The sequence below is a fragment of the Nocardia nova NBRC 15556 genome (genome assembly GCF_001613005.1).
Classification (GTDB): domain Bacteria; phylum Actinomycetota; class Actinomycetes; order Mycobacteriales; family Mycobacteriaceae; genus Nocardia; species Nocardia nova.
Genome location: NZ_BDBN01000022.1, coordinates 1 through 26,906 on the forward strand (window position 1 = coordinate 1; position 26,906 = coordinate 26,906).

Annotated in this window: 25 protein-coding genes and 1 pseudogene; 13 read left to right on the forward strand and 13 right to left on the reverse strand. The window is 69.6% G+C overall.

What is annotated here, in order from left to right; genetic code table 11:
• Positions 1 to 48: 48 nt before the first annotated feature.
• The 4 genes from NN2_RS09490 to NN2_RS09505 all read right to left on the reverse strand — a co-directional run bounded on the left by NN2_RS09490 (position 49) and on the right by NN2_RS09505 (position 4,830).
• The gene (locus NN2_RS09490; RefSeq protein WP_063012320.1) at positions 49 to 612 is read right to left on the reverse strand and encodes an MTB12 C-terminal domain-containing protein; all 564 of its coding nucleotides are present in this window, start codon (positions 610 to 612) and stop codon (positions 49 to 51) included.
• Between the two features lie 69 nt (positions 613 to 681).
• Complete coding sequence (locus NN2_RS09495; protein WP_063012322.1) at positions 682 to 2,742, reverse strand: bifunctional phosphatase PAP2/O-acyltransferase family protein; 2,061 nt, start codon at positions 2,740 to 2,742, stop codon at positions 682 to 684.
• Positions 2,743 to 2,773: 31 nt separating this feature from the next.
• Complete coding sequence (locus NN2_RS09500; protein ID WP_063012324.1) at positions 2,774 to 3,691, reverse strand: DMT family transporter; 918 nt, start codon at positions 3,689 to 3,691, stop codon at positions 2,774 to 2,776.
• 98 nt (positions 3,692 to 3,789) lie between these two features.
• Complete coding sequence (locus NN2_RS09505) at positions 3,790 to 4,830, reverse strand: glycine betaine ABC transporter substrate-binding protein (protein ID WP_063012326.1); 1,041 nt, start codon at positions 4,828 to 4,830, stop codon at positions 3,790 to 3,792.
• A gap of 178 nt (positions 4,831 to 5,008) precedes the next feature.
• Here NN2_RS09505 and NN2_RS09510 point away from each other — a divergent pair, with 178 nt between their 5' ends.
• From NN2_RS09510 to NN2_RS09520, 3 genes are all read left to right on the forward strand, one after another.
• A complete protein-coding gene (locus tag NN2_RS09510) occupies positions 5,009 to 5,683 on the forward strand; it encodes a response regulator transcription factor (protein WP_063012328.1) in 675 nt (224 codons plus the stop codon).
• Positions 5,680 to 7,170, forward strand: coding sequence for a HAMP domain-containing sensor histidine kinase (locus tag NN2_RS09515; protein WP_082856859.1), 1,491 nt, complete (start codon positions 5,680 to 5,682; stop codon positions 7,168 to 7,170). Before NN2_RS09510 ends, NN2_RS09515 begins: the two co-directional genes overlap by 4 nt.
• 106 nt (positions 7,171 to 7,276) lie before the next feature.
• Positions 7,277 to 7,606, forward strand: coding sequence for a heme-binding protein (locus NN2_RS09520; RefSeq protein WP_063012330.1), 330 nt, complete (start codon positions 7,277 to 7,279; stop codon positions 7,604 to 7,606).
• Between the two features lie 79 nt (positions 7,607 to 7,685).
• Here NN2_RS09520 and NN2_RS09525 read toward each other — a convergent pair whose 3' ends face one another.
• From NN2_RS09525 to NN2_RS09540, 4 genes are all read right to left on the reverse strand, one after another.
• On the reverse strand, positions 7,686 to 8,906 hold the full coding sequence (locus NN2_RS09525; protein ID WP_369817480.1) for an NAD(P)-dependent malic enzyme: 1,221 nt from the start codon (positions 8,904 to 8,906) through the stop codon (positions 7,686 to 7,688).
• 600 nt (positions 8,907 to 9,506) lie between these two features.
• Entirely contained in the window at positions 9,507 to 11,090 is a 1,584-nt protein-coding gene (locus NN2_RS09530) for an FAD-binding protein (RefSeq protein ID WP_439955848.1), read from the reverse strand.
• A 51-nt stretch (positions 11,091 to 11,141) separates the two neighbouring features.
• Positions 11,142 to 11,378, reverse strand: coding sequence for a hypothetical protein (locus tag NN2_RS09535; protein WP_231953303.1), 237 nt, complete (start codon positions 11,376 to 11,378; stop codon positions 11,142 to 11,144).
• 26 nt (positions 11,379 to 11,404) lie between these two features.
• Positions 11,405 to 12,259 carry a PHP domain-containing protein gene (locus NN2_RS09540; protein WP_063012492.1) on the reverse strand — a complete coding sequence of 285 codons (855 nt, stop codon included), beginning with the start codon at positions 12,257 to 12,259 and terminating at the stop codon, positions 11,405 to 11,407.
• 32 nt (positions 12,260 to 12,291) lie between these two features.
• On the opposite strand from NN2_RS09540, the gene NN2_RS09545 reads away from it, so the two are divergent.
• Positions 12,292 to 13,374 carry a magnesium and cobalt transport protein CorA gene (locus tag NN2_RS09545; protein WP_063012334.1) on the forward strand — a complete coding sequence of 361 codons (1,083 nt, stop codon included), beginning with the start codon at positions 12,292 to 12,294 and terminating at the stop codon, positions 13,372 to 13,374.
• Between the two features lie 35 nt (positions 13,375 to 13,409).
• Here the strand turns inward: NN2_RS09545 and NN2_RS09550 are convergent, their stop codons facing one another.
• From NN2_RS09550 to NN2_RS09565, 4 genes are all read right to left on the reverse strand, one after another.
• Positions 13,410 to 14,009, reverse strand: a complete 600-nt coding sequence (locus tag NN2_RS09550) for a suppressor of fused domain protein (protein ID WP_082856862.1) — start codon at positions 14,007 to 14,009, stop codon at positions 13,410 to 13,412.
• A gap of 22 nt (positions 14,010 to 14,031) precedes the next feature.
• Entirely contained in the window at positions 14,032 to 14,523 is a 492-nt protein-coding gene (locus NN2_RS09555) for a YflT domain-containing protein (protein ID WP_030514914.1), read from the reverse strand.
• A gap of 161 nt (positions 14,524 to 14,684) precedes the next feature.
• Entirely contained in the window at positions 14,685 to 15,719 is a 1,035-nt protein-coding gene (locus NN2_RS09560; RefSeq protein ID WP_063012336.1) for a fused (3R)-hydroxyacyl-ACP dehydratase subunits HadA/HadB, read from the reverse strand.
• 135 nt (positions 15,720 to 15,854) lie between these two features.
• Complete coding sequence (locus NN2_RS09565) at positions 15,855 to 16,802, reverse strand: HpcH/HpaI aldolase/citrate lyase family protein (RefSeq protein ID WP_063012496.1); 948 nt, start codon at positions 16,800 to 16,802, stop codon at positions 15,855 to 15,857.
• Positions 16,803 to 16,852: 50 nt separating this feature from the next.
• Between NN2_RS09565 and NN2_RS09570 the strand changes: the two genes are divergently transcribed.
• The 9 genes and pseudogenes from NN2_RS09570 to NN2_RS09605 all read left to right on the forward strand — a co-directional run bounded on the left by NN2_RS09570 (position 16,853) and on the right by NN2_RS09605 (position 25,965).
• Entirely contained in the window at positions 16,853 to 18,220 is a 1,368-nt protein-coding gene (locus NN2_RS09570; protein ID WP_082856864.1) for a magnesium transporter MgtE N-terminal domain-containing protein, read from the forward strand.
• Positions 18,217 to 18,825: a DUF1003 domain-containing protein gene (locus NN2_RS09575; RefSeq protein ID WP_063012338.1), complete on the forward strand. Its 609-nt coding sequence runs from the start codon at positions 18,217 to 18,219 to the stop codon at positions 18,823 to 18,825. Before NN2_RS09570 ends, NN2_RS09575 begins: the two co-directional genes overlap by 4 nt.
• Before the next feature lie 328 nt (positions 18,826 to 19,153).
• On the forward strand, positions 19,154 to 20,434 hold the full coding sequence (locus tag NN2_RS09580; RefSeq protein WP_245658634.1) for a lytic transglycosylase domain-containing protein: 1,281 nt from the start codon (positions 19,154 to 19,156) through the stop codon (positions 20,432 to 20,434).
• 163 nt (positions 20,435 to 20,597) lie between these two features.
• The gene (locus NN2_RS09585; protein ID WP_030514908.1) at positions 20,598 to 21,434 is read left to right on the forward strand and encodes a lytic transglycosylase domain-containing protein; all 837 of its coding nucleotides are present in this window, start codon (positions 20,598 to 20,600) and stop codon (positions 21,432 to 21,434) included.
• Between the two features lie 141 nt (positions 21,435 to 21,575).
• Positions 21,576 to 22,712: an Mrp/NBP35 family ATP-binding protein gene (locus tag NN2_RS09590; RefSeq protein ID WP_030514907.1), complete on the forward strand. Its 1,137-nt coding sequence runs from the start codon at positions 21,576 to 21,578 to the stop codon at positions 22,710 to 22,712.
• A gap of 62 nt (positions 22,713 to 22,774) precedes the next feature.
• A pseudogene (locus NN2_RS09595) lies at positions 22,775 to 23,048 on the forward strand (DivIVA domain-containing protein); the annotation flags it as partial.
• 952 nt (positions 23,049 to 24,000) lie between these two features.
• Positions 24,001 to 24,573 carry a DNA-3-methyladenine glycosylase I gene (locus tag NN2_RS09600; RefSeq protein ID WP_030514905.1) on the forward strand — a complete coding sequence of 191 codons (573 nt, stop codon included), beginning with the start codon at positions 24,001 to 24,003 and terminating at the stop codon, positions 24,571 to 24,573.
• 180 nt (positions 24,574 to 24,753) lie between these two features.
• Positions 24,754 to 24,921, forward strand: coding sequence for a DUF3117 domain-containing protein (locus NN2_RS36185; RefSeq protein ID WP_064902036.1), 168 nt, complete (start codon positions 24,754 to 24,756; stop codon positions 24,919 to 24,921).
• 141 nt (positions 24,922 to 25,062) lie between these two features.
• On the forward strand, positions 25,063 to 25,965 hold the full coding sequence (locus NN2_RS09605; protein ID WP_082856865.1) for a putative RNA methyltransferase: 903 nt from the start codon (positions 25,063 to 25,065) through the stop codon (positions 25,963 to 25,965).
• A gap of 16 nt (positions 25,966 to 25,981) precedes the next feature.
• Here the strand turns inward: NN2_RS09605 and NN2_RS09610 are convergent, their stop codons facing one another.
• Positions 25,982 to 26,842, reverse strand: coding sequence for a sigma-70 family RNA polymerase sigma factor (locus NN2_RS09610; protein ID WP_063012500.1), 861 nt, complete (start codon positions 26,840 to 26,842; stop codon positions 25,982 to 25,984).
• Positions 26,843 to 26,906 lie beyond the last annotated feature (64 nt).

Genomic DNA, 26,906 nt, shown 5'->3' on the forward strand with positions numbered 1-26,906 from the left:
GATCCGGCGCCGCGGCGGTCCGACGGGTCCGACGACGTCATCGCGATCTCAGCTGGTCGGCGCGGGAAGGATGGTGGGGTTCGCGGGTGTCGCGCCGGGGGCCGGCGTCGCACCCGGACTCGGGGCGCCCGAGGCCGTTCCGCAGACCGGCGGGGCCGCGCCCTCCAGGGTGAGCAACGCGCAGAAGGTCGCGGCCGTCACCTTCCAGGTGCCCTCGACCTGCACCGCGCCGCCCTGCTGCCCGGACAGGGCCGGGGTGCCGTTGAACAGCACGTCGAAGGTGACGTCGGCGTGGTCGGTGCTGGTGCTCGCGACATTGGTGACCTTGGCCGAGGCGGATTTGGCCATCGGCGAATCGGCCTGTGCCTTGATCGCGGCGGCGAATGCGGGCCCGTTCTCGAGGAGGGCGATCTTCTGGTCGGCGGGGGTGGATCCGTCGAAGAAGCGCTCGAAGTTCCGGCTGACCGCCTGGGTCACCGTCGGGGTCCCGCTACTGGACGATTCGGCGGATTTGCTGCCGGAATCATCGCTGCCGCAGGCGGCCGCCACGGTCACCAGCGCGGTAAGTGCGCATGCCGCAAGCATTTTCGCCGCGATCCCATGATCGAACATAATGCGGCCTCCCTCGGTGACGGTAGGCTCGGTGATCAACTCGCTCGAAGACTACTCGCCGGACCGGGGCTACGGACGCTTATCGGCCACGAATGCGGTATCGGCGAGTTCGGCCAGTACGTCGGGCAACTCGGCGGCGACCGCCCGGGCATCGAGGATCGCCGGATCCACCGAAAGCCCGATCCCCAATTCGCCGTTCCAGCTCAGCACCCCGGCGACCAGCGGCACTCCAGGCGCCGACGGCAGAATCGGAAATACCTGGGTGATCGGCATATTCGCGAAAGTCATCGCCATATCGGGGCCGGCCATATTGGAGACGATCGCGTGGAAGAACCGCCCGCCGTACACCGACCGCGCGAAGGCCCCCACCGCCGGTTCGGGAAACAGCCGGAGCACCCGATCCATCACGAAATGCGAGGCGAGCGCCCGGGTTCCGGAATGCAGCCGGTCGCTGCGGGAGCGGATCTCGGCCAGTCGCTGCGCCGGGGTCGCCGCCGTCAGCGGGATATCGATCATCACGGCGGCGGTTGAATTGCCCTCCGCTCCCGACGTGGGGTCGCGCACCATCAACGGCACCGCCACCCGGATCTGCCCGCGCAATCGCTCGTCCAGGTCGGGGCGCAGCCGGTGCAGCGCGGTGACGGTGACGCTCAGCAGCACGTCGGTCACCCGAGCACGGTGCGAACGAGCCACGGCCCGAACGGTTTCCAGGTCCAGCGAGCAGACGGTGAACACCCGTCGCAGACAGTCGTCGGGCAGTATTCCCTTCGGCTGCGCGTCGGCGGCCAACTGCGCCAGACCGGCCGCGGTACCGGCGACGAGGGTGCCCCAGCTCGGCGGTTTGCGCTCGGCCACCGGCAGATCGATGGTCGGTCGCAGCAGGCGCAGCGCCTGCACCACGGTGCCGATGCCATCGGCGACCACATGGTGCAGCAGCAGGACCACGCCGATCGCGCCGGCCTCCGGGTCGCGCACCAGGACGAGGCGCCACAACGGCCGATCCTTGGGCAGCACCTCGGCGGCCAGATCCGTCACCACCCGGCCGATTCCGTCCACTCGCCGCGCCACCGCGCTCGGCGTCATGGTCGCTTCGGCCGTCGCCGCACCGAAAGCCGTCCCGGGGCCGGCCTCTCGACCACTCGGGTCGGCGACGGTAGCCGGATCGGTGCCCGGAACCGTGCGCTCGGTGACATGCCAGTCCCAGTCGACCGGACTGTCCACCCAGCGTGCCCTGCGCCACCGCCCCGGCTGGTCCAGACGCTGCTGGAACCGCGGCAGATGGGCCAGCTCGCCCTGGACCAGTTCCCGCACCACGTCGAGGCCGGGCCCGCCGTCGGCCCGCGGCCGGAACACGACCATGCCGCCCACCTGCTGCGGAATGCCGGACTTCTCGATGTGCAGGAAGAACGCGTCGGCAGGAGGCACCACGGGCGGCCGCGCGTACCAGCGATCGACCAGCTGGATACTCACCGCGACGAAGGCCACCGCGATCACCGCGTCGAGGACGAAGTGGTTCGCGGTCGCGACGATGACATAGGTGGTCAGCCCGACGTGGAAGGCGCTGAGCACCTGCACCACCCAGCCGCCGGAGACGCGGGCCAGCACCACGCTCACCCACAGTGCCCAGCCGACGTGCAGCGAGGGCACCGCCGCGAGTTGATTCGCCCCCGACACCAGCGACGAACCCCAGGACCCCCAGGTGTGGCCGTCGACGACGGTGTCGGTGAAGCCCAGCTCGGGCAGCAGCCGCGGCGGGGTGACCGGAAAGAGCGCGAAACACGCGATGGACAGGATGTTCAGCAGCAGGAAGGAGTCGCGGGCGCGGGCGTAGTCGGCGCGGCGGCGAAAATACATCCAGAACAGCAGCGCGAAGGCACTGACGATGTAGGTGAACGCGTACTCGTAGTTGGCCAGGGTCGCGAGCAGCACGCGCGACTCCAGCCAGTGGTTGAGTGGACGCTCGAAGTCGATGGCGAGCCACTGCTCGAGATCGAAGATGCGATGGGCATTGCGATCGGCCAGTTCGCGGCGGGCCGGGGTGTGCAGCGCGTCGACCGCCAGGTACAGCCCGAATACCGCGAGCCCGACCACACAGTCCCGCCACAGCACCGGACGCGACGGATTGCCCACACAACCGTCATAACACATGTGTCGCAAGCTTTTACGACATCAAGCTGGGCGATTCGTCGGTTATCTCCTTGTTACCGGCGTAGAAGGCGCGGGCCAGCGGCGAATGGGCGAGTCCGCCGATACCGGCGGCGATCAGCGCTCCGGCGACCGCGACCCCGGCCAGCGCCCCGGCGGTGTGCGGTAGCGCGACCTTGAAGGCCAGCACGCCGACCACGTAACTGACGATCGGATTCGTCACGCTCATGGCCGCGATCGCCCATGGCAGCGGCCCGGCGGCGAAGGCGGTCTGCTCCAATACCAGCCCGCTGAGGGTGGAAACGGCGAGCAGATAGCCGGGCCAGTCGCCGGCGGTGGCGGGAATGCCGCGATAGATCAGATCCTCGGTGGTCAGCTTCATGAAGACCGCGCTCATCGCGAAACAGACGCCGGCGGCCACCGCGACGAGATTCGCCGCCACCCAGATCGGGCAGCGGATGCTGATCAGGGCGAGCAACGCCACCAGCGCCGCGGCGGAGAAGGTGGCCAGCAGTACGCGGCCGCGATCCGGGTCGCCCTCGAGCGGCGCCACGCCGCCGACGCCGAACAGCACTCCCAGCCCGGCGCAGACCAGCAGCGCGAACCAGATGTCGCGCCCGCGCGGGCGACGACGGCGGCCGAACGCCTCGAGCGGAACCGCGAACAACAACTGCGTCGACATCAGCGGCTGCACGGCCGCCACCGAACCCAGATGCAGCGCTGCCGCCTGGGTGAGGAAACCCGCGAGATTCGTGATCCAGCCGCGCAGCCACGTGCCACTGCGCAGCAGACGGTGCATCAGTGTGGTCATACCGAAGACCCGGGCCGCCCGGGGTTGTTCGGCGACCACGGTGCGTGCCGCGCGCTGTTGCAGATAACCGGCCGCGGCGAACAGGAATGCGGCCAGCACTCCCAACGCAATGACCAGGACCATGCGGAACTCCGCTCAGGTGATCTATTCGCACTGTACGCCCGACTCCGTGTCGAACCTGATCATGAACGATGAGCGGGAACGGCGGACGAGCGGGGTGCTCAGAGGGCGTGTTCGTCGAGCCAGGTGCGGGCGAGGTCGGCCGCCGAGGCGTGTTCGTCACGCACGCGGCGGATCATGGTCGCGAATTCGGCCGTGGTGAGCTCGCCGGCGACGTAGTTGAGTTTCTTGATCTGCCGCTGGTCCAAGGCGCCCTGACGCAACAGCGGGACGACGTTCTGCGCGCGGAAGGCATATGCCGGATCCGTGACGACGGCCGGATCCGTGCGGGCGGCCGAATCGCCGGGGCCACCCGGCAGCAGTGCGACGGCCGAGGTGAACACGCCCGCGTCGACGGTTCCGTCGCGCAATGCCTTTCGTAGTTCGGCATCGCCGGGAAATTCGACGTGACGGGTGATATCGCAGCCGTAGACCGTGCGTAGCGGCGTCACGACGTCGCGCTGCGGGTCCGGCGGCGGCCGCAGCGGGTCGAGTTCGCGTCCGCCGGCGATGCCGACGGTCAGCTCACCGCAATGCGGTGCCAGATCGGCGGCATTCGCCGGATAGCGCGCGGCCGCGGCGGCGCCGAGCGCGAGTTGCGGGCGCAGGTCCGTGGCGTCGGCGAGATCCGACACCGCCAGTCCCTCCGGAACGGCCCGGCTCAAGTCGTCGGCGACCGAGCCGACATAGCGCGCCTCGAGCGTGACCGGCGACCCCGCCGTCATGTCGACCGCCGGGCCGGGGGCATGGTGTGCCGCGACGCTCTCGGCCGTCGCCCGGTCCGGCGCGGTCGCCGAGGACGAGGAGTCGAAGGTCGTCAGGAGATCGCCGCTGGTATCGCCGACCAGAGTGATCGTGCCCGCGTCCAGGGCCGCCAGATAGTCCGCACGCTGTCCGAGATGCTTCTTCACCGTCGCCGGCGTGCCGGCGCGCGCGAGCGCCTGCGCGTAGATTTCGGCGAGCACCTCCGACTGCGCCGAATCGCCGGCGCCGACGGTGATCGTCGCTCCACCGTCCTCGTTGGCACATGCCACCGCCAGCGTGGCGGCGGTGACGGCGACCAGAACCCGGGCCGTCACTCGCACCGATCCGGCCAATCCCATCCGGCGACACCCACTCCCGATAGTCAGCGACAACCACATCCGGCGGCCGGGGCGCCCCGGCACAGGAATCGTAGGTGGGCCGCGTCCGTGCCGACGCCCCGCACCCCTGCCGGCCCGCGAACCGGACTCTCGAGCAGTATTCAGCCGGGTCTCAGCCGGGGCGACGAATAATGTGCGGGTGCAGCCGGGACGCATTCTCCTGATCGAAGACGCCGACGCCATTCGCACGGCGGTCGCTGCGGCCGTGCACGCCGCCGGGCACGAGGTTCTGGCACGCGAACACGGCGACCGGCTCGAGCCCGACCTGGAGCGATTCCGTCCCGATGTCGTCGTGCTCGACGTGATGCTGCCGGGCCGCGACGGTTTCGGCCTGCTCGAGGTGGTGCGCGCCCGCAGCGGCGCCGGAGTGGTGATGCTGACCGCGCGCGACGGTGTGGAGGACCGGGTGCGCGGACTGCGATCCGGTTCCGACGACTACGTGGTGAAACCCTTCGACCTCGCCGAACTGGTGGCACGGATCGAGGCGCTGCTGCGGCGGATGGGGCGCATGCACAGTCGCATCGCCATCGACGATCTGGTGCTGGAAACCGATTCCGGCGTGGTGCTGCGTGGCCGCGAACCGATCAGCCTCACCGCCACCGAATTCAAACTCCTCGCCTACCTCGCCGCGCACCGCGACCGAGTCGTCACCAAAACCCAAATCCTCACCGCGGTCTGGGGTTACGAGGACTACGACCCGAACCTCGTGGAGGTCTACGTCAGCGCGGTGCGCCGCAAACTGGAGGAACACGGACCGCGACTGCTGCACACGGTGCGCGGTATGGGCTACGCGTTACGGGCGAATCCGCGATGAGCGGCACCCCCGGCCACCGCGCGCCCCCACCGCCCGATCTCCCGGACGACGCGGGCGAATCCGGACCGCACACGTTGCCGACGATATCGCTGCGCCGCCGGGTAACCCTCACGGCGGCAACGGTTTCCGGGCTCGCACTGGTCGTGGTGGCGCTGGCGGTGCACAGTCTGTTCGGCATCGTGGCGGCGCGCAGCGAGAACACCGTGCTCACCGATCGGGCGCAGCTGGCCCGGCAACTCGCGCAGCAGAACACTCCGCCCGCGGAATTGATCGCCCGCGTGGACAATCGCTCGGTCCGGGCGCGGCTGGTCCTGGCCGACGGCACCGCCTACGGCAGTCTCTCGCCCCGGCACGCCGGCGACAGCGGTATCCGGACCAGAACCATCACCCTGGGCGGTGGCGGCACCGTGGACCGCGCCCGGCTCACCCTGCAGGTCGACACCCCGCTGCTGACCAAGCTGCGGTCGCGCCTGGGCCTGGTCCTGATCGGGGTGACCGCGACCGCCCTCGTCGTGATCACCGCGGCGCTGTGGTGGGGACTGCGCCGAGCGCTGGCACCCTTGGATTCGATGACCCGGCTGGCCCGCGACATCGCCCGCGGCCGCCGTGGACGCCGCCTCTCCCCCGCCCGTACGGATACCGAATTGGGCCGCACGGCGAGCGCATTCGACGAAATGCTGGACGCCCTGGAGGGCGCGGAGGCCCGGGCCCGGGCCTCGGAACAGCAGATGCGCGCCTTCGTCGGGGATGCCGCGCACGAACTGCGCACCCCGATCGCGGGGATCAAGGCCATGGCCGAAGCGGTGCTGCATCAACCCGCCGATATCGACACCGAAGAGCGTGAGCGCATGTACCTGCTGCTGGTGCGCGAGGCGCAGCGGGCCGGCCGCCTCGTGGAGGATCTGCTGGACATGGCGCGCATCGACGCCGGGCTCACCCTGCAACCGCAGCCGGTCGACCTGCACGAACTGGCCCGCACCCAGCTGGACCGGATGCGAGTCCTGCATCCCGGGACAGCTTTCCGCCTCACCGGCCCCTCGGTGCCGGCGGTCGCCGACCCCGAACGCATCGGCCAGATCCTGATCAACCTCCTGGCCAACGCCTGCCAAGCCATGGGACAGGACGGAACGGTGAGTGTCACCGTCGTCGAGCCCGGTGCGCCCGGCGGCCGGCCGGACATCCTGCCCCCCATGGCCGAAATCCGTGTCGCCGATACGGGTCCGGGCGTGCCCGCCGCGGAACGCGAGCACATCTTCGACCGCCTGGTCCGCCTCGACGCCGCCCGCGACCGGCGCCGCGACGGCGCGGGTATGGGCCTGGCGATCGCGCGCGGGATCGCCCGGGCCCACGGGGGTGACCTCCGCTGCGTCGAGCCGCCGCCCGGAACCGCCGGCGCGGTATTCGTACTGACGCTTCCGCCGGCCCCGCCGACGGCCGATGGTCACACCGGCCGCGCGGTGAGCGCCGAAGGCCGCCCGCCTTTCTGAAGTTCGGCTGAAGATCCGTCCGGCCCACTCGGCGTTTTCAGGGTCCTTTCAGATTCGGCGCGCAGATTCGGACCCGACACGTTCCCGTATGAATGGAGTTACCGGTATGAAGCGCACTGTCGCCGCCCTGCTGGCCGGCACCGCCGGAATCGCCGCCCTCGCCATCGCCGTGCCCGGCGTCGCCTCGGCCGACGCCCCGCAGTGCAGCCCGCAGGCACGCGCCCAGGTCCAGGCCCAGACCGCCCCGCAGGTCGCCGCATTCCTGGCGGGCCACCCGGATCTGGCCGCCGAACTGGCCAAGGTGAAGGGTATGCCGAAGGATCAGCGCAAGGCCGAGATGCAGGCCTATCGCCAGGGCCACCAGCAGGAGCTGAAGGACTTCCGCGGGGTGCGGCAGCCGATGATCGACTACCGCAGGGCCTGCCACAAGAAGTAGCGGCCGCGCGTCGGCGTCCGAATACGGCGAGGGCGCCCCGGGAGTTCCCGGGGCGCCCTCGCTGTGATCGAACCTGGTGTTACGCAACGCCTTCCGCGCGCGCGGCCGCGGCCACGGCCTCGGCGACCGCCGGAGCGACCCGGGGATCGAGCGGGCTCGGGATGATCTTGTCGACCGAGAGTTCGTCGGCCACCACACCGAAGATGGCGTTGGCGGCGGCCACCTTCATGCCCTCGGTGATCCGGCGCGCACCGGCATCCAGCGCACCCTTGAACACGCCCGGGAAGGCGAGCACGTTGTTGATCTGGTTCGGGAAGTCGCTGCGGCCGGTCGCCACGATGGCGGCGTAGCGGCGCGCGACCTCCGGGTGGATCTCCGGATCCGGGTTCGACATGGCGAACACGATGGACTCCGGCGCCATCGAGGCGATCAGTTCCTCGGCGATGGTCCCGGCCGACAGGCCCAGGAACACATCCGCACCGGCCAGCGCCTCGGCCGCACCGCCGGTGACGCCACGCGGGTTGGTGCGGGCGGCCAGATCGGCCTTCACCTCGTTGAGGTCCGCGCGCTCCCGGCTGACGATGCCCTTCGAGTCGAGCACCACCACATCCGACACGCCGGCGGCCAGCAGGATGTTCGAGCAGGCCACACCCGCGGCACCGGCACCGGAGACGACCACCTTCAGGTCGGCGATATCGCGCCCCTGCACCTTGGCCGCGCCGTTGAGCGCCGCCAGCACCACGATGGCGGTGCCGTGCTGGTCGTCGTGCATGACCGGGCAGTCCAGCGCCTCGACGACGCGCTTCTCGATCTCGAAGCAGCGCGGGGCGGAGATGTCCTCCAGGTTCACCGCACCGAAGCTCGGACGCAGGCGCACCAGGGTTTCCACGATCTCGTCGACATCCTTGGTGTCGAGCACGATCGGAATCGAGTCCAGCCCGGCGAACTTCTTGAACAGCGCGGCCTTGCCCTCCATGACCGGCAGCGACGCCCGCGGACCGATGTCACCCAGGCCGAGGACCGCGGTGCCGTCGCTGACCACGACCACCAGACGGTCGGTCCACGTGTAGCGCTTGGCCAGCGCCTCGTCCTGGTGGATGGCGCGACTCACCTGCGCGACGCCCGGCGTGTACGCGATGGACAGATCACGCTGGGTCTCCAGCGGTGCGGACAATTCCACCGAAAGCTTGCCACCGAGATGGCCGGCGAAAATTTCCTCGTGCGTGATAGCGGACAGATCGGTCGTATCGGTTTCACGGCTCGCTGTAGTGGCATTCGGTGCGTCAGTCACAGATGACACGATTTCACTCCTGCTCGGTCCGGGCTGAACCGGCTCACGGTTACCGCCGGGTTTTCGTATAAAAGGTCTTCGAAATTCGAACGATGTGCGCCGACCGCGCGTTCACGTGGCCGCGCAAAACCGTTCGGTGATTACATCGCGGCATGCCGTGGGGGTACCGGCTGGTACGGCATACGCGCGTTCGCGCCTTTGCGGGCTTGCTTCTTTGCGATCTGGCCGCGCACGATCCGTCGAGCGAGAACCGGACGGGTGGTCCGGGCAAGGCTGCGGGGTGATCCGCGGATCGGAGCCGTGCGTCACGAACCGAAGGTCACCAACCGTCCCGGACCGGGCGGTGGCGTCGGCCGGGAATCCGCAACATTCTGCCAGTACCGACAGGGAGTTGCAAAATCGCTCCTCGACCGGGCCGCGATCCTCTCGATGCGGGGCCGGCCCTAGCGCGGGTGTCTACTGCCATCTTCCGAGGGTAGGGCCCCCGAATTACCTGCGCGTAAGGGGAAACTCGCCCCTGCTGGGAAGCAGCGGTGAACAGTCCCACCGCCACCCGGAACGCCGATGTGAGCTCAGGGTGACGCAGGCTGTCACCTCCGGGCCTGTCCGCTACGCCGGGCGCACCCAGATCTCGTTCACGCCGCCGGTCAGCAGGCGGCGCCGCCAGTTGCGGGCCGGGCCGGGATGATCGGTGCGCCGATGCAGGCCCCGGGTCTCGGTGCGCGCCAACGCGCTGTACTTCGTCCAGCGGGCCACCGCCAGCAAGGCCGCGGCCTGCCGGGCCCGCACCTGGTCGGCGCCGGCGCCGCCGAGCCCGTATTCGGTGACCGGCCACATCGCGTCGAGTTCGGCGATGCTGTCGCGCAGGCTGCCCGCACTGCGCCAATAGCTGCGCCGCAGCGGCAACGTATGTTCCTGCACCAGCCCGATCACCGCACGGGGATCGATATCCGCGCGCGGATCGTCGCCAGGATGGGAATTCAGCCCGGCCCCCGGAACCGGCCGCGCGTCGCCGACGCGGCCCCGGTGGCGAGCGAACCGCGCCGCGCCCGATCCGGCCCACATTCCGGACGAGATCGCCCACCCGCCGCCGTGCCCGTCGAACCCGCCGACCGCACCGGTGATCGGTTCCCGGGATGCCACGTCCCCCGCGGCATACAGTCCGGGAACCGTTGTGGCGCAATCGAATCCGGTCAGCTTGATGCCACCGGAACCACGCACGGTACCCTGCAGGACCGGACGCAGTCGCACCCGGCCGGCCGACGGCGACGCGTCGGCACCGGCGCTCGCGGGCACCGCCGTGGTTCCCGATGGCGCCGCCGACGCGGGGCCGTACCGTACGGCGGACTCCGGCGGAATCTCGGCGTAGACCGCCCTCCCCTCCGCCAGCGCGGTGAGGGCCGCGGACCGGACGGTGAAGTCGTCACCGTCGATGCGAGCCCCCGATTCGTCGTACAGCGAGGCGAACCGGGGCTCACGCAGATCGCTCATCGTCGCGAGACCGTAGGCGCCGGAGAACTCCATGCCCGACAATTCGGTGCCCGCCTCCGCCGCCATCAGCAGGCCCTCACCGGTATCGACATCGGTTCCCGCGCCACCGGCCAGAAACGCGCACCCACCCGTCGCGAGCACCACCGCACCCGCGCGGATGGTCCAGCCGCGGTATCGGTCGTCACCGGCGAGCCCACCGGCCCCGCACACCACGCCGTCGGCGTCGACCAGCAGATACAGCGCCGGGTGATGATCGACGACCTGGACACCCAATCGGAACAGCGTGCGCCGCAGCGCCGCCAGATACCGCCGGCCCTCGAGGTGGACGCGCGTCGACGGCCCGTCTCCGGCCTGCCGGTATCCCCAGCGCAGCAAGTGGGCGATGCGGTGATGGGTCTCGCCGAGCACCCGGTCCATCCACTCGGGGTCACCGAGGTCACCACCGCGCGAGAGACTGTGCGCCAGCGCCCGCTCCCGCTCCGGCCCGGGCGGGATATCCCACAGCGCGACAACGCCTTTCGACGTCGGACCGCATTCACCGCAACGACCCTTGTCGACCAGGATCACGCGCGCTCCGGCCGTCGCCGCCGTCAACGCCGCCCAGGCACCCGCCGGGCCGCCACCCACCACCAGCACATCGGCGGACGTCTCCGCCGCGAACTCGGATTCCGCGCGAATAGTGGACCGGCTACGCACGCTCACAAAGGAAAATATTCGGCCACAATTCATCCGGCCGCAACTGTTACGCGGAGATCAATTCCACCATTGCGTAACCAATAGGTAACCCGCCGCCACAAAGACGACCAGAGATCCGAAAAACGCCGGAATTCCCCGACGCCGGTCGGAAAAAATTTGCGCGCCGAGCGCCAGCGCCGCCATTCCGATATGCCAGCCGACACTGCTCGCACCCGGTCCGGGAAATCCGCGCCGCACCCCCAGGACCGCCGCGCCGACGACGACCGCCGCCAGCACCACCAATCCGGCGGCCACCGTTCCGCTGAGCGCCCGCACGACCCTCACGGGGCGACCACCGCGACGCCGCTCGCCTTCTCGGCCAGACGCTCGAATTGCTCTCCGTCCGTGAGGCATTCGCCCAGGCCCACGGGTTTGTCGGCGCCGTGGTAATCCGAGGATCCGGTACCGATGAGGTCCAATTCGCGCGCCAGCTCGCGCAGCACCGCCCGGTCGGCGGGATTGTGGTCGGGGTGATCGATCTCGAGTCCGCCCAGCCCGCGCTCGGCCAGATCGCGGATGTCGTCGAGCGCCAGCAGCCGCCCCCGGGTGCGGGCGCGCGCGTGCGCGACCACGGTCACCCCGCCGGCCGCGGCCACCATCTCCACCGCCTGCCGCAACGGCGTGTCGGCCTTCTCGACGTAATAGCGGCCGCGCGGCGCGAGCAGATCGTCGAAGGCCGCGCCGACCGTCGGGACCACACCGGCCTCGACCAGCGCTCGCGCCAGATGCGGGCGTCCCGCTGCCGGACCCGCCGCGGCGAGTACCGCGTCCGGGTCGATCGGCAGGCCATCGGCCACCATGAGATCGGCCATCGCGCGCACTCGCGAGACGCGTTCGGTGCGCAATCGCTCGCGTTCGGCGGCGAAGGCGGCATCGGCCGGATCGAACAGGTAGGCCAGCAGATGCACCGGCACCGGCCAGCCGTCCTCCCCCATACCGACGCAGGACATCTCCATCCCGCGCACCAACCGCAGTCCCGCCGGCAGCGCGGCAACCGCCTCGTCCCATCCGGAGGTGGTGTCGTGATCGGTGATCGCCACCACGTCCAGCCCCGCCGCCGCGGCCGCGCGCATCAGATCGCCGGGAGTGTCGGTGCCGTCGGATGCGGTCGAATGGGTGTGGAGGTCGATACGCACGCGTTCCATCTTGCCCAACTAGCATCCGGGGCGTGCCCTCGATACCGCCGTTTCCCCCGTTCCGTGGCTCCGGGAGGTCGCGGCGCGGGCCGCAGCTGCCCCGGATTCCGGTTCCCACCGCCCGCGCGATCGTCGACTGCGGCGTCTATGTCGACGGCCGCCGCCAGTCCGGACATGTGACCCCGGCGGCCGCGCTGGCACAGGTGCGCGAGCGTGGCGACGGCTTCGTCTGGGTGGGCATGCACGCTCCCGACGCCGACCAGATGGCCGAGGTGGGCGAGATCTTCGGCCTGCACGAACTCGCGGTCGAAGACGCCGTGCACGCCCATCAGCGCCCCAAACTGGAACGCTACGACGACACCCTGTTCCTGGTGTTGCGCACTGTGAAATACCTCGAACACGACCCCAACTCGGTCAGCGAGATCGTGCAGACCGGCGAGATCATGATCTTCATCGGCGCGGATTTCGTGGTCACCGTCCGCCACGGCGAGCACACCGCGCTGAAGGTGGTGCGCGAGGAGATGGAGAAGCATCCCGAACGCCTGGCGCTGGGACCGGGCGCGGTCCTGCACGCCGTGGCCGACCATGTGGTGGATACGTATCTCCTGGTGACGCAGTCGGTCGAAGACGATGTCGAGGGCATGGAGGAAGAGGTCTTCACCCCGCGCAGCCGGCTCACCATCGAGGCCATCTATCAGCTCAAGCGCGAGGTGGTCGAGTTGCGGCGGGCGGTCAACCCGCTGGCGCTGCCGCTGCAGGTGCTCAGCCGCAGTTCGGAACTGCCGATGCCGAAGGAGATCCGCCGCTATCTGCGTGACGTCGCCGACCACCACACCGCGGTCGCCGAGCGGATCAGCGATTTCGACGAGGCGCTCAGCGCGCTGATCAACGCGGCGCTGGCGAAGGTCAGCGTGCAGCAGAACACCGATATGCGCAAGATCTCGGCCTGGGCCGCGATGGCCGCGGTGCCGACCATGATCGCCGGCATCTACGGCATGAACTTCACCCATATGCCGGAGCTGTCGTGGACCTACGGATACGGGATGGTGTGGATCGTGATCCTGGTCATCTGCGGTGCGCTGTTCGTCGCGCTGCGGCGCAACAAGTGGTTGTGAGGCTGGACGTTTCGCTGCCGGGTGCCCGCACGGTCTTACAGATTCGCGGCGGCCCGGTGCGGATCCCGGATGTCGATCCCCGCTTCGGCCCACGCGTCCCGTAGCGCCGCGGCCCCGCGCACCCGCACCCACGCCGCCTCGGTGGCGGTGATCGGCGCGACCGACAGGAATCGCACCGGATCGGCGGGTTCCGGCAGTGCCACCTCGGCGATATCGGCCTCGCCCAGCAGGACCGCGGTGAAGGGAGCGTTGTGCCACAACGGTTCTCCGAGGTCGAGCAGCGCATCCGGTTGCAGCACAACGCCTTCCACCGCGGGCGCGGCGATCAGCACGCCGAGTCCGCGCGGCAGGCCCGCCTGGGCACCGGCTCCGCCGCGCAGCGTCAGCACCAGTTCGGCGCGCGGGCCGCGCACGGGGTCGGCCAGCGCCGCCGCGGAATCGGTCATCGGATGCCGGGAGCCGCCGAGGGTGACGTAGTGCACGAACTCGCCGTCGGGGATGCGCAGGATGTCGATCGGCTCCAGGCCGAGGAAGGTCACCGACGCGGAGTCGAAGCGGGTATCGTCGAATCCCGACCCCGTCCGGGGGATGCCGAAATGCGTCAGTACCGCGGACCGCACCTGATCGAGTTCCATAGCCCTAGAGCGTGCCAGAGCCCTACAGCGCCAGGCGCGCCAGCATATCCCGCGCCTGCTCGGCCACCTTCGGGTCGCACAGCACGTCGTAGCGGCCGGCGACCAGCTGCATGGTGGAGGCGAAGTCGCGGGTGCCGCGGGTGGCGGCGTACGGGATCACCGCCGAGATGAGCCCGAAGATGATGCCGCCGACCAGGCCGACCACCAGCGGCCCGATCACGCCGCCCGTGGTGAACAGGCTCAGCAGCAACCCCAGGAACAGGCCCAGCCAGGCGCCCGAAACCATGCCGCCGCCAATGACTTTGCCCCAAGTAAGCCGGCCCAGCACTCGTTCGACCTGCATCAGATCGACACCCACGATGGTCATGTTCTCCACCGGGAACTGGTTGTCGGCCAGATAGTCGACCGCCCGCTGCGCCTCGGCGTAGGTCGGATAGGAGGCGACCGGCCACCCCGACGGCGGCGTCGGCAAGCCGGGCCGATTGCGATTCGGACTACCCAACGGATTGGTCATAACTCCACGATCCTAGGTCGATATCGCCGCTGCGGCTGGATGCGACGACTCAGCGGCGCACCGCGTGTCCGATTTTACCGCCGAAAGGCAGCAGTTCGGACATTGCACCGCCGAGGATCACACCGGGTGGACCGCATGCATCGACCCGGACGAACCCCGGCTCACGCCAAGCGGACCTCGGCGGTGGCCAGACCGAATATCTTGCGGCCCGCCGACTTCGCGACGACCACCACGACGGCGGTGCGGGCCTGCGGATCGAGGGATTTGATCCGGCCGGTGAATTCGACGACGCCCGCGGACCGGGCGTCCACGATCGTGTAGTTCGACAGCCGCACCGCGTATCGGGTCAGCGCTCCGGGGTCGCCCAGCCATCCGGTGACGAAGCCCGCGCCGAGCCCCATCGTGAGCATGCCGTGCGCGATGACGTCGGGCAGGCCCGCGAGCGCGGCGACGCCGTCGTGCCAGTGGATGGGGTTGGCGTCACCCGAGACACCCGCGTAGTTCACCAGATCACCGCGTGTGACCCGCGCGGTGCGCGGCGGGAGCTCGTCGCCCACCGCGACCTCTTCGAAGCGAATGACATTGTGCAGTACGCGCTTTCGCGATACCTCGGAGAAGCGGTGGTCGCGGCGGGGCGCGACGGCGGCTTCCAGCACTTCCGCCTCGGAAAGCCCCTGCGCCGCCGACGGCGCCCCGACACCCTGCATGATCACGCGTTCGATCGCACCGCCGATACCCGCGTCGATATCGTCGCCGGCGACACCGACCGCGGTCGTGTGCATCACGTGGACGACCTCGTCGAACTGATCGGTGAAGGTGTTGGTGACGGTGATCAGATCCTTTCCGGCGATGGTGCGCACCGCGGCGACCTCGACGTCGCTCACCAGACGATCACCGGAGACCACCGGCCGATGGAACTCGAAAACCTGATCGGTCTGCACGTACACGTCGTAGCCGGTGATGACGCGTTCGAACAGCCGGCGATTGGCCAGCATCGCGGGAATCGACAGGAACGTGGGCGGCGCGACCACCGCGCCGTAGCCGTACTCCGCGGCGGCCGCCTCCCGCCAGTGCACCGGGCCGTGATCCTGCACCGCACGGGCGTACTCGCGAATCTTCTCCCGCCCGACCTCGTAGTAGTCCTCGGCACGGTAGGCATATCCCACCAGGGACCGCGTGTATGCCGCCACATCCACGGTTAGCTCGGACAAGCCACACTCCTCAACGCTCGGCTGCGCTGGAGCGTAAGCACGCCGCAGCCACCGGTCGCCGGATCCGCTTACCTTTCGGAAGGTTTCACGACACGCGGGCGGGCCGATTGTGAGTTGTCGCTATGCCTGCGGCGGGACGAAACTCGTGCTGCGGGCCATCCCCGCGGCCCGGCCCTTCTCCGCGACGACCTGCGCCATCTTCGCGCTGGCCTCGTCGATCATCTCGTCGCCGAGCATGACCGCGCCGCGGGCGCCGCCGGCGGTCGAGGTGTGATACGCGTAGGCGTCGAGGATCTCCTCGGCGCGGTCGTAATCGGCCTGGCGCGGGCTGAAGATCTCGTTGCACGCCTCGACCTGCGTGGGGTGCAGCACCCATTTGCCGTCGAAACCGAGGGCCGCGGTGCGGGATGCGGCGCGGCGGAAGCCGTCGAGATCGCGGATCTGCAGATAGGGACCGTCGATGGCCTGCAGGCCGTGGGCCCGGGCGGCGAGCAGGATGGTCATCAGAATGTGGTGGTAGGCGTCGCCGGGCGCGTAGCCCTCGGGCTGTTCACCGACCACCAGGGTGCGCATGTTGATACTGGCCATGAAGTCGGCGGGACCGAAGACCAGGGTCTGCACGCGCGGGCTGGCGGTGGCGATCTCGTCGATGTTGCGCAGTCCCTGCGCGTTCTCGATCTGCGGCTCGATGCCGATGCGTCCCACCTCGAGGCCGTTGGCCTTCTCCAGCTGGGTCAGCAGCAGATCGAGCGCGCGCACCTGGGCACCGTCGAGCACCTTGGGCAGCAGAATCGCGTCCAGATCGCGGCCGGCGCCCTCGACCACCGAAATGACGTCGGCGTAGGTCCATTCCGTCGTCCAGTCGTTGACCCGCACCACCTTGATCTGATTGCCCCAGCCGGGCGAGTTCAGCGCGGCGACGATATTGGCGCGGGCAGCGGCCTTGGCGGGCGGAGCGACGGCATCCTCGAGGTCGAGAAAGATCTCGTCGGCGGGCAAACCCTTGGCCTTGTCGATCATCCGAAGATTACTGCCGGGTACGGCTAGCACCGATCGACGCGTTGACATGGGCGGCTCCTGAATCGTCTCGCGGGGCGGCACCACATAGCCTTGCACTTATGGCAGCAACGAAAGTTTTCGCCGCCAGGCTGGCGGGCCTGGTGGTACTGGGTCCGGACGGCGAGTCTATCGGCCGTCTGCGGGACGTGGTGATCTCCATCCGCTACGACCGCCAGCAACCCCGGGTGCTGGGACTACTGGTCGAATTACCCACGCGCAAACGTATTTTCGTCCCGATGCTCCGGGTCAACGCGATCGAGCCGAACTCGGTCAACCTCAACACCGGCACCGTGAGCCTGCGCCGCTTCGAACAGCGGCCCGGCGAAATGCTGGCGTTGGCGCAGGTGCTCGACTCCAAGGTGCGCGTCGTCGATCCCGAACTCCCGGACCTGGAAGGGGTGGACGTCTTCGTCGTCGACCTCGGCATCGAACAGAGCCGCACCCGCGACTGGGTGCTCTCGCGGGTGGCGGTGCGCGGACATCGGCGCCTGGGCCGGCGACGCGAGGTGCACGTGGTCGAGTGGTCGGATGTGCGCGGGCTGACCCAGCACGAACTGAATCTGCCCGGGCAGGACGTCACCCAGCTGCTCGGCCAGTTCGAGGGCCTGCGCCCGGCCGACGTCGCGCATCTGCTGCGCGAACTGCCCGAGAAGCGCCGGATCGAATTGGCCCGGGCCCTCGACGACGAACGGCTCGCCGACGTCGTGCAGGAACTTCCGGAGAACGACCAGGTCGACGTGCTGCAGAATCTGGGCGTCGAACGCGCGGCCGACCTGCTCGAGGCGATGGACCCCGACGACGCCGCCGACTTGCTGGGCGAGCTGCCCACCGGCGAGGCCGAGGCGCTGCTGGCGCTGATGGATCCGGAGGAATCGGAGCCGGTGCGGCGCCTGCTCGAATATTCGCCCTACACCGCGGGCGGCATGATGACGCCGCGCCCGGTGGTGCTCACGCCCGCGGCGACCGTCGCCGAGGCATTGGCCCGCATCCGCGACCCCGACCTGACCCCGGCGCTGGCGTCGATGGTGTTCGTGGTCCGCCCGCCGACCGCGACGCCGACCGGCCGCTATCTGGGTTGTGTACACACCCAGGCGCTGCTGCGGGAACCGCCCGCGACCATGGTGGGCGGGCTGGTCGACAGCGACCTCACCCAGTTGCATCCCGATGCCGCGCTGACGGCGGTCACCCGCTACTTCGCGACCTACAACCTGGTCTGCGGGCCGGTGGTGGACGAGGAGAATCACCTGCTCGGCGCGGTGAGCGTCGACGACGTGCTGGACCATCTGCTGCCCGAGGACTGGCGCGAACAGGACGAGGACGCCACCGAACCGGCGAGCACGATCCATTCCATCGCGGCGGCGTCGCGCGCGGCGGCGACGGGTAACGCGGGGGCGGGTAAAGCGGCGGCCGGAAGGGCGAAAGCATGAGTGAGCGCAGCGAACGCGCGAGCCGCCCGGACAAGCCGATCGCCCGGGCGCGCTTGGAGACACCTGTCGAATCGCGGTTCCGATTCGAGATCGACCCCGAGGCCGTGGCGCGGGGCAGTGAGACCGTGGCCCGCTTCCTGGGGACCGGTCGTTATCTGCTGTTGCAGACGGTCGTGGTCGTGGTCTGGATCGGCCTCAACGTCTTCGCGGTCAGCCTGCAGTGGGATCCGTATCCGTTCATCCTGCTCAACCTGGCCTTCTCCACCCAGGCCGCATATGCCGCACCCCTGATCCTGCTGGCCCAGAACCGGCAGGACAACCGCGACAAGGTATCTCTCGAGGAAGATCGCCGCCGGGCGGCACAGACCAAGGCGGACACCGAATTCCTGGCCCGGGAGCTGGCGGCGCTGCGGATCGCGGTGGGCGAGGTGGCTACTCGCGACTATCTGCGCCGCGAACTCGAGGACATCAAAGACGCTCTGGCGCGGCTCCAACTCCATGCGCCTCTGGACGACGAAGATGCTGTCGAGACGGCGAAGTCCAAGAAAAGTACCGATCGAAAGAGGGGTCGAGTACCGATTTCGCCTCAAATAGATGGCGGCTGACCGCAATTATCGATAACAAGGTGCTGACCGACAGGTAACCTGGATCACGTTGTCCGTGGCGGCCCCGCGCGAATCAGGTCGCTCAACGACTACGAGGGGATTGGTTGTGCCGATGCGAATATCTGGACCGATTACCGTATCGGCGCTGGTGGTTGCGGGTTTGATGGCTACAGGTTCGGCGGCGCACACGACCGCGCGAACCAGTGCGCCCAGGACGGCCGAGGCGCGCTTGGCGGCAGCAAGCTCCCCCACCGACGCCGGCAACTCCGACCCCGAGGCGGTGGGGCTGGTACCGGCCGCTCCCGAACCTCCTCGCAAACTCAGAGCTATGACGGCGCCCGCGGATGGGGCGCCGTTGTTCGGCGGTACCGTGCCGCTGCAGGACATCGCGTTGCCGGGCGGTAGCGGAGCCTTCGGAATTCCGGAGATCGTGCTCGCCGCCTATCGCAATGCCGAACTGACACTGCAGTCCTCGGAGCCGAACTGCGGTCTCAGCTGGAGCCTGCTCGCCGGGATCGGGCGCATCGAGTCCAATCACGCCGGGCACGGCCGCACCGACGCCGCGGGCACGACCATCGGCACCATCTACGGACCGTCGCTGGACGGCACGCTGCCGGGTAACGAGGTCATCAAGGCCGCCGACGGCAATTTCGTGCGGGCGGTCGGCCCGATGCAGTTCCTGCCCGGCACCTGGTCGCTGTACGCGTCCGACGGTAACGGCGACGGCGTCGCGGATCCGAACAACGTCTTCGACGCGTCGCTGGCCGCGGGCAAGTACCTGTGCTCGGGCGGGCTGAATCTGCGTGACCCGCAGCAGGAACTGCGCGCGGTCCTGCGCTACAACAACTCGATGGCCTACGCCGCCAACGTGCTGAGCTGGGCCAATGCCTACAAGACCGGCGGCGCGCCGACCCAGGTGCAGATCTCGCCCGATCTGATTCCGCCGGGCACGATGCAGGCCCCGCCCGCGGGCCCGGACATCCTCGCCGCCAACGGCAGCATTCCGACCACCACCGCGCCGCCGTCGCAGGCCACCACCACCGCGCCGACGCCGCAGCAGCCGACCCAAGTGATGATCAATATTCCGGGGCTGCCGCCGATTCCGTGCGGCATCTTCTGCCCGCCGCCGAAGCCGAATCCGTGCGACCCGGCCGTGGTGCCGGCGCCGATGCCGCAACCCGGGCAACCCGCACAACCGGCCGCACCCGCGCAGACTCAGCGCTGGGCGGCGGGCGACCCGGTGCGCCCGATCGATCCGCAGGCCGCCGAGGGCAAGCCCATCGATCCGAACGCGCCCGCGAATCAGAATGCGGCCCCGGCCGATCCGAACGCACCGAAGCCGGCGGCCCCGGCGTGCACGCAGCCGCAGGGCCAACCGGCGCCCGGCAGCCAGCCCGGGGCACCGGCACAGCCGGACGGGGCACCGGCACCGGCCGCGCCCGAGCAGCAGTCGCAAACGCCTTCCAAGACACCGGAACCCGGCCCGGAGGCTGCCGCGCCGGCACCGGCGGCGCCGCCGAGCCCGACCCAGCAGCCGGGAATCACGCTGCCGTTCGGAATCGTCGTCCCGCTGCCCGTCCTGCCGGGTCCGCCGGCGCCGCCGCAGTAGTCGCTCGATACCCTCGCCCGATCCGAAACCCCCGCTGAGACGGGGGTTTCGGCGTAAACGGGAGAGGCGGTCACGAAGCAGTAACGAAAAGGTCTCGGATGCGGTAATCTGATCTCGTTGTGTCACGAAAAGCTCACAGCGAGCATTGGAGGGTCACCACATCGTGGGACGTCACCGTAAGCAGCCGGCCACCCCTGTCCGGCGCGGATCCGTTATCGCTCTGACCGGACTCGTCCCCGCGGGACTCGTCGCCGTCGGCGCCTCTGCCGCCGAGGTCAACACCGGCGAATTCACCGCTGTGGCTCTGCCGCAACACACTCCGGACGCCCAGCAGGCCGTCGACCAGCAGGCCGCGCCGGACGAAATGATGCGCGCCGCAAAGCATCCCGGCCCGCCGATCGTGAAAACCGTTGCGCAGCCGGAAGGCCGGGTCGCCGCCGATCTGCCGCCGGGACCGAACGGTATGCCCGGCATCGCCTACGCGGCCTACCAGAACGCGGAACGCATTCTGGCCCAGGAGGAACCGGACTGCCACATGCCGTGGTCGGTGCTGGCCGGTATCGGACAGGTCGAATCGCATCACGCCTACGGCAAGGCCGATTCCAAGGGCGTCGCGCTCGACCCGATCTACGGGCCCGTTCTCGACGGCAGCCTGGCGGGCAACAACGTCGTGCACGCGAACGGCGACGACCTCGACGGCGGTATGCAGGGCTTCACCCGGGCGGTCGGCCCGATGCAGTTCCTGCCCGAGACGTGGCGCAAATTCGCCGGAGACGGCGACGGCGACGGCATCGCCGATCCGCAGAATCTGTTCGACGCCGCCCTGACCGCGGGCAACTACCTCTGCTCGGGCGGACTGAACATGACGGATCTGTCGCAGCAGTCCAAGGCGATCATGCGCTACAACAACTCGATGGCCTACGTCGCCAATGTGATGGCATGGGAGGTCGCGTACCGCACGGGTGTGGCGCCCAAGCCCAGCCAGCTGCCGCGAATCTGAGCCGGACAGTGACGGGGCCAGGCTGCCGCCTCCGGCCCCGTCGCTCCGGTCGCTGTGTCTATGGCGACCTACGCGGCGGCCTCCGGGGTTACGCAGGCTGCCGCCTCCGGCCCCGTCGCTCCGGTCGCTAGACTCACGGCTATGCCAGTGGTTACGGAAACGGATGTGCGGGGCGCGCTCGCAAAGGTGGACGACCCGGAGATCCGCAAGCCGATCACCGAACTCGGCATGGTCAAGAGCGTCTCGGTCCGCGACGACAGCAGTGTGCACGTCGAGATCTATCTGACGACCGCGGCCTGCCCGCTGCGCACCAAGCTCACCGAGATGGTCACCAAGGCGGTAGCCGACGTCGCGGGCGTCGGTGCCGTAACCGTCGACCTCGATGTGATGAGCGACGAGCAGCGCACCGAACTGCGCAAGCAGCTGCGCGGCGATTCCGCCGACCCGGTGATCCCGTTCGCCCAGCCCGGATCGCTGACCCGCGTGTACGCGGTCGCCTCCGGTAAGGGCGGTGTCGGAAAGTCGAGCGTCACGGTCAATCTCGCGGCCGCGCTCGCCGCGCGCGGTCTGTCGGTCGGCGTCCTGGACGCCGATATCTACGGCCACTCCGTACCGCGCATGCTCGGCACGGACCAGCGGCCCACGCAGGTCGAGCGGATGATCATGCCGCCGGTCGCCCACGACGTGAAGGTCATCTCGATCGCCATGTTCACCCAGGGCAATACCCCGGTGGTGTGGCGCGGCCCGATGCTGCACCGGGCGCTGCAGCAGTTCCTGGCCGACGTGTTCTGGGGCGATCTGGACGTGCTGCTGCTGGACCTGCCGCCCGGCACCGGTGACGTCGCGATCTCCATCGCTCAGCTCATTCCCAACGCCGAGATCCTGGTGGTGACCACGCCGCAGCCCGCCGCCGCCGAGGTCGCCGAACGGGCCGGGGCCATCGCCCTGCAGACCCGCCAGCGCATCGCCGGTGTGGTGGAGAACATGTCGTGGCTGGATCTGCCCGACGGATCCCGCATGGAGCTCTACGGGTCGGGCGGCGGCCAGGCCGTCGCCGACCGGCTCACCCGCGCGGTCGGCGCCGAGGTGCCACTGCTCGGCCAGATCCCGATCACCCAGGAATTGCGCGAGGCCGGTGACGAGGGCACCCCGATCGTGCTGAGCGACCCGGAAAACCCCGCGGCACAGGCCCTTCAAGGGATCGCCGATAAATTGGCGGTGCGCCGCCGCGGGCTGGCGGGCATGTCGCTGGGCATCGACACCACCCGTCACCTGTAGGGCGGTACCGGCCCGCCACAGCTGCCGAGATCGCTGTCGGTGTCGCCACCTAAGCTCGACCTATGCTCACGCTGCTGTTGTACGTGCTCATCGTCGGCTTGGTGGCCGCGTTGCTGTTCCTGGTGGCCAGTGCGGTGTTCGGGCGCGGGGAGGAATTGGGGCCGCTGCCGGAGGGGACAACGGTGACGGTTCTGCCCGCCGCGGGTATTCGCGGCTCGGATGTGCGCGCGTTGCGGTTCCAGCAGGTGTTCCGGGGATACAAGGCGGGCGAGGTCGACTGGGCGCTGAGCCGATTGGCCGCCCGGATCGACGAGCTGGAAATGCAACTCGAGCGCAGCCGCAGCACCTACCCATCCGCCGCCGGAGAACCCGAAATCACACCGGCGCAACCGAATACGGGAACCACGCTCCCTCCCACGGACACGCCCCCGGCCGCCGGCAACGCCACGACCACCAACTTCAGCACCGGAACCTTCTTCGGCGGCGCCACCTTCGCCGGTCCCGGCAGCGCGAATCCCAACGGCCTGGGCGGACCGGCTCCGGCCGGTCCGGGTACCCCGGCTGTCGGCGGTGCGACCGGTCAGATTCCTGCCGATAGCTCCGGCAGCGGCTTCACCCTCGGCGCGAGCTCCACCTCCAGCACCGGCTCTGCCCCCGGCGCAGGCTTCACACCCGGCGCGGGCTCTACCCCCGCCGCCGGCTTCACCCCCGCCGCCGGCTTCACCCCCGGGGCGGGACCTATCCCTGGCGCGGGCTTGACCCCGGGCGCGGGCTTCACCTCTGGCGCGGGCTTCGCCCCCGGCGTCGGTTTCGGCAGCCTGCCCGCCGGGGCGGGAATGCCCACCGGCACCGCCCTCCCCGGAACCGGCTACCCGGTGAACGGATATGCACCGGCCATCGGTACCGCCTTGACCGTCGCGGGCCCTCACGCCGCCACACCCACCGGGTCCACTGTCGGTGAGCCAGGCAGCATCGGGCAGGCCCCCGGCACGGTCGGTGTCGCTTCACCGACCGACGCCGCCGCGCAAGCAGCGGGCTCCGTCGAGCAGGGCACCACCCCGCAGGCTTCCGCCGGGCACGACGGGGTGGCGCCGACCGACCGGTCGACGACCGTCCGCCCCGAGTCGGAGACCACGAGCGAAGCGGGAGTGGCCGGAACCACCGGTTACATCGCTCCCCCCGGACCGGACTCGACGACCGGATTCGCCCCGGCGAGGGAGACACCCGCGACCGGCTGGGCGCCGCCGCCGTTACCGGGAGACCCCCCTTCGGCCGCCGGAGGGCCTCGATGAGCGTCGAGGCGGTGGTGGACGACGGGAAGGTGCGCTGCGGCTGGTCGCAGTCCTCGCAGCTCTACCGGGACTATCACGACACCGAGTGGGGCCGGCCGCTGCACGGCGACGACGCGCTGTTCGAGCGGATGTGTCTCGAGGCGTTCCAGTCCGGGCTGTCCTGGATCACGATCCTGCGCAAGCGGCCGGCGTTCCGGGCGGCCTTCGCCGGATTCGCCATCGACCGGGTGGCCGAATTCGGGGACGACGATGTGGAGCGGCTCCTGGCCGATCCAGGCATCGTGCGCAATCGCGCCAAAATCCTTGCGTGTGTCGCCAATGCCCGGGTTGCACGGGAGTTGAGCCCCGGGCTGGACGAGCTGCTCTGGTCGTTCGCGCCGCCCGCTCGCCCGCGCCCGCGCGAACTGTCCGACGTGCCCGCCGTCACACCCGAATCCGTCGCTCTCGCAAGAGAACTCAAGAAGCGCGGGTTCCGGTTCGTAGGTCCGACCACGGCGTACGCATTGATGCAGGCGACCGGAATGGTCGATGACCATCTGGCCGATTGCTGGGTCGATCTGCGGCGTTGATCACGCGCCACGCCGGTCGGTTTTCGAACTCAGGTACCCGGCCGGTTCGCTGATAAGGAAGAATAGGCGTGGTGCAGCCCAACCGGACATGCCTGTCGCGTCCGGCGGCTGCCTGTTGGTGACAACACATTAGTTCCGAGAAGTGCGCAGCAGACCGCGCGGATCTGGAGGGAGCAGAGGATGGCGGCCATGAAGCCCCGCACCGGGGACGGTCCCCTCGAGGCAACCAAGGAAGGGCGTGGAATCGTCATGCGGGTTCCACTCGAGGGTGGCGGGCGTTTGGTCGTCGAGCTCACGCCGGAGGAAGCGGCAGCTCTCGGTAAAGAGCTCACCGCGGTCACCAGCTAGCCGCTCGACCCAACGAAATACACCGGTGATGAAATTGCCGGCGCGAACCCGCGCGCGCAGATCCGGCCGGGTCACCGGCTGGATCTGCGCCCGTCGCGTCGGCCTCCTCGGCCGGGCGGCCGAGAATGCCCGGCGGATCGTATGACCGGACCGAACCGCGGAACACGGCAGGCGGCACCCGGCACGACGCCGGAGCCGCCCACAGACCACGCCTCGTCCTTGGCCGCGATCGCATCCGCGGTGGCCTGCCCGGAATGTCGTGCGGGCGTCGAGCTCCGGGATCGTCGCCTGATGTGCGAGGCGGGCCACAGCTTCGACATCGCCAAACAGGGTTACGTCAGCCTGCTGACCGGCGCCGCCACCAAGATGACCGGCGATACCGCCGACATGCTGGACGCCCGGGCGCGATTCCAGAGCGCGGGCCATTTCGACCAGATCGCGCGCGCGACGGCCGACGTCGTCGCGGATGGCGCACCGACCGGCACGATCCTCGAAATCGGCGCCGGCACCGGTTACTACCTGGCCGCCGGGCTGGAGGCGGCGCCCGACGCGCACGGCATCGCACTCGACGTCTCGAAACCGGCGGCGCGCCGGGCCGCTCGCGCCCATTCGCGTGCGGCGTCGATCCTCGCCGACGTCTGGCGGGGGCTGCCGATCCGCGACCGTGCGCTCGACCAAGTGCTGTGCGTCTTCGCCCCGCGCAATCCGGCCGAGGTCGCGCGGGTGCTGCGCCCCGGCGGCGCCTTCGTCGTCGTCACACCCACGCCGCGCCACTTGGCCGAACTCATCGCCCCGTTGGACATGGTGGGCGTGCAGACGGACAAGGACGCGCGCCTGACCGACGCGCTGTCCGCGGATTTCCGGCCCGCCGGACGCGTCACGGTCGAATACGAGATGACCCTCGATCACGCCGCGATCGCGAATGTGGTCGGCATGGGTCCGTCGGCTCATCACGCCGCCGCATCCCGCGACCACCTGATCGCCGGCCTCCCCGAAGCGATGCCGGTGACGGCCTCGGTCACCGTCGCGTCCTACCACCGCTGACCGGCGGCCACCCTGCTCACCGGAAGAAGGCCGCAACCCGCTCCCGGTCGGCATAGACGTAGATCTCCGCGATGCGTCCGTTCGTCACCGTGAAAGCGAGCAGCACCCCGGGCTGCCCGTCGAACATGATCACCGCACCGGCGGCGCCGTTCACCAGCACCGGCCGCACATCCGAGGACGGCCGGGCGAACAGCAGGGCGCGGGTGGCGGTGTCGCGCGGGCCGTGAATTTCCCAACCGACTCCCGCACCGGCGTCGGCGCGCAGCACGATCTCCGGGGCCAGCTGCGCCACCAGAGCCTCGAAGTCGCCACGGCGGGCGGCGGCGAAGAACGCCTCCACCACCGCCCGCTGGTCGGCGAGTTCCCCGTCGGGTGTCGGCGCGGCCCGCAGTCGGCGACGAGCGCGACTGGCCAATTGGCGGGTGGCGGCCGGGGTCCGGTCCAACAGCGCGGCGATGTGATCGAACGGCACCGCGAAGCTGTCGTGCAGGACGAAGGCGATACGTTCGGCCGGCTCCAGCTGTGACAGCACCATCTGCATCGCCAGGCCCACCGAATCCGCCAGCAGCGCTTGCTCTTCCGGCGCCGCGGGACCGTCGGCGGCGACGAGCAGCGGATCCGGCAGCTGGGTGCCGCTCGGCTGTTCGGGCCGAGACCGTCGGGTGCGCAACAGATCCAGGCAGGTGTGCGCCACAGCCGTGGTGAGCCAGGCATCGAGGTTGCCGACCGTGCGGGGCGGGCTGCGATGCACGCGCAGCCAGGTCTCCTGGACGGCATCCTCGGCATCGGTCGCCGAGCCGAGCATGTGGTGCGCGAGCGCCCGTAATCGCGGCCGCTGGTCGTGCAGCCGTTGCAGGGCCTGCTCGCGCTCGCTCACGCCGGTCACATCCTCGCCACGCGCTACGCCGTATCAAGTGTGGCCGTATCAGTGCGACCACTCA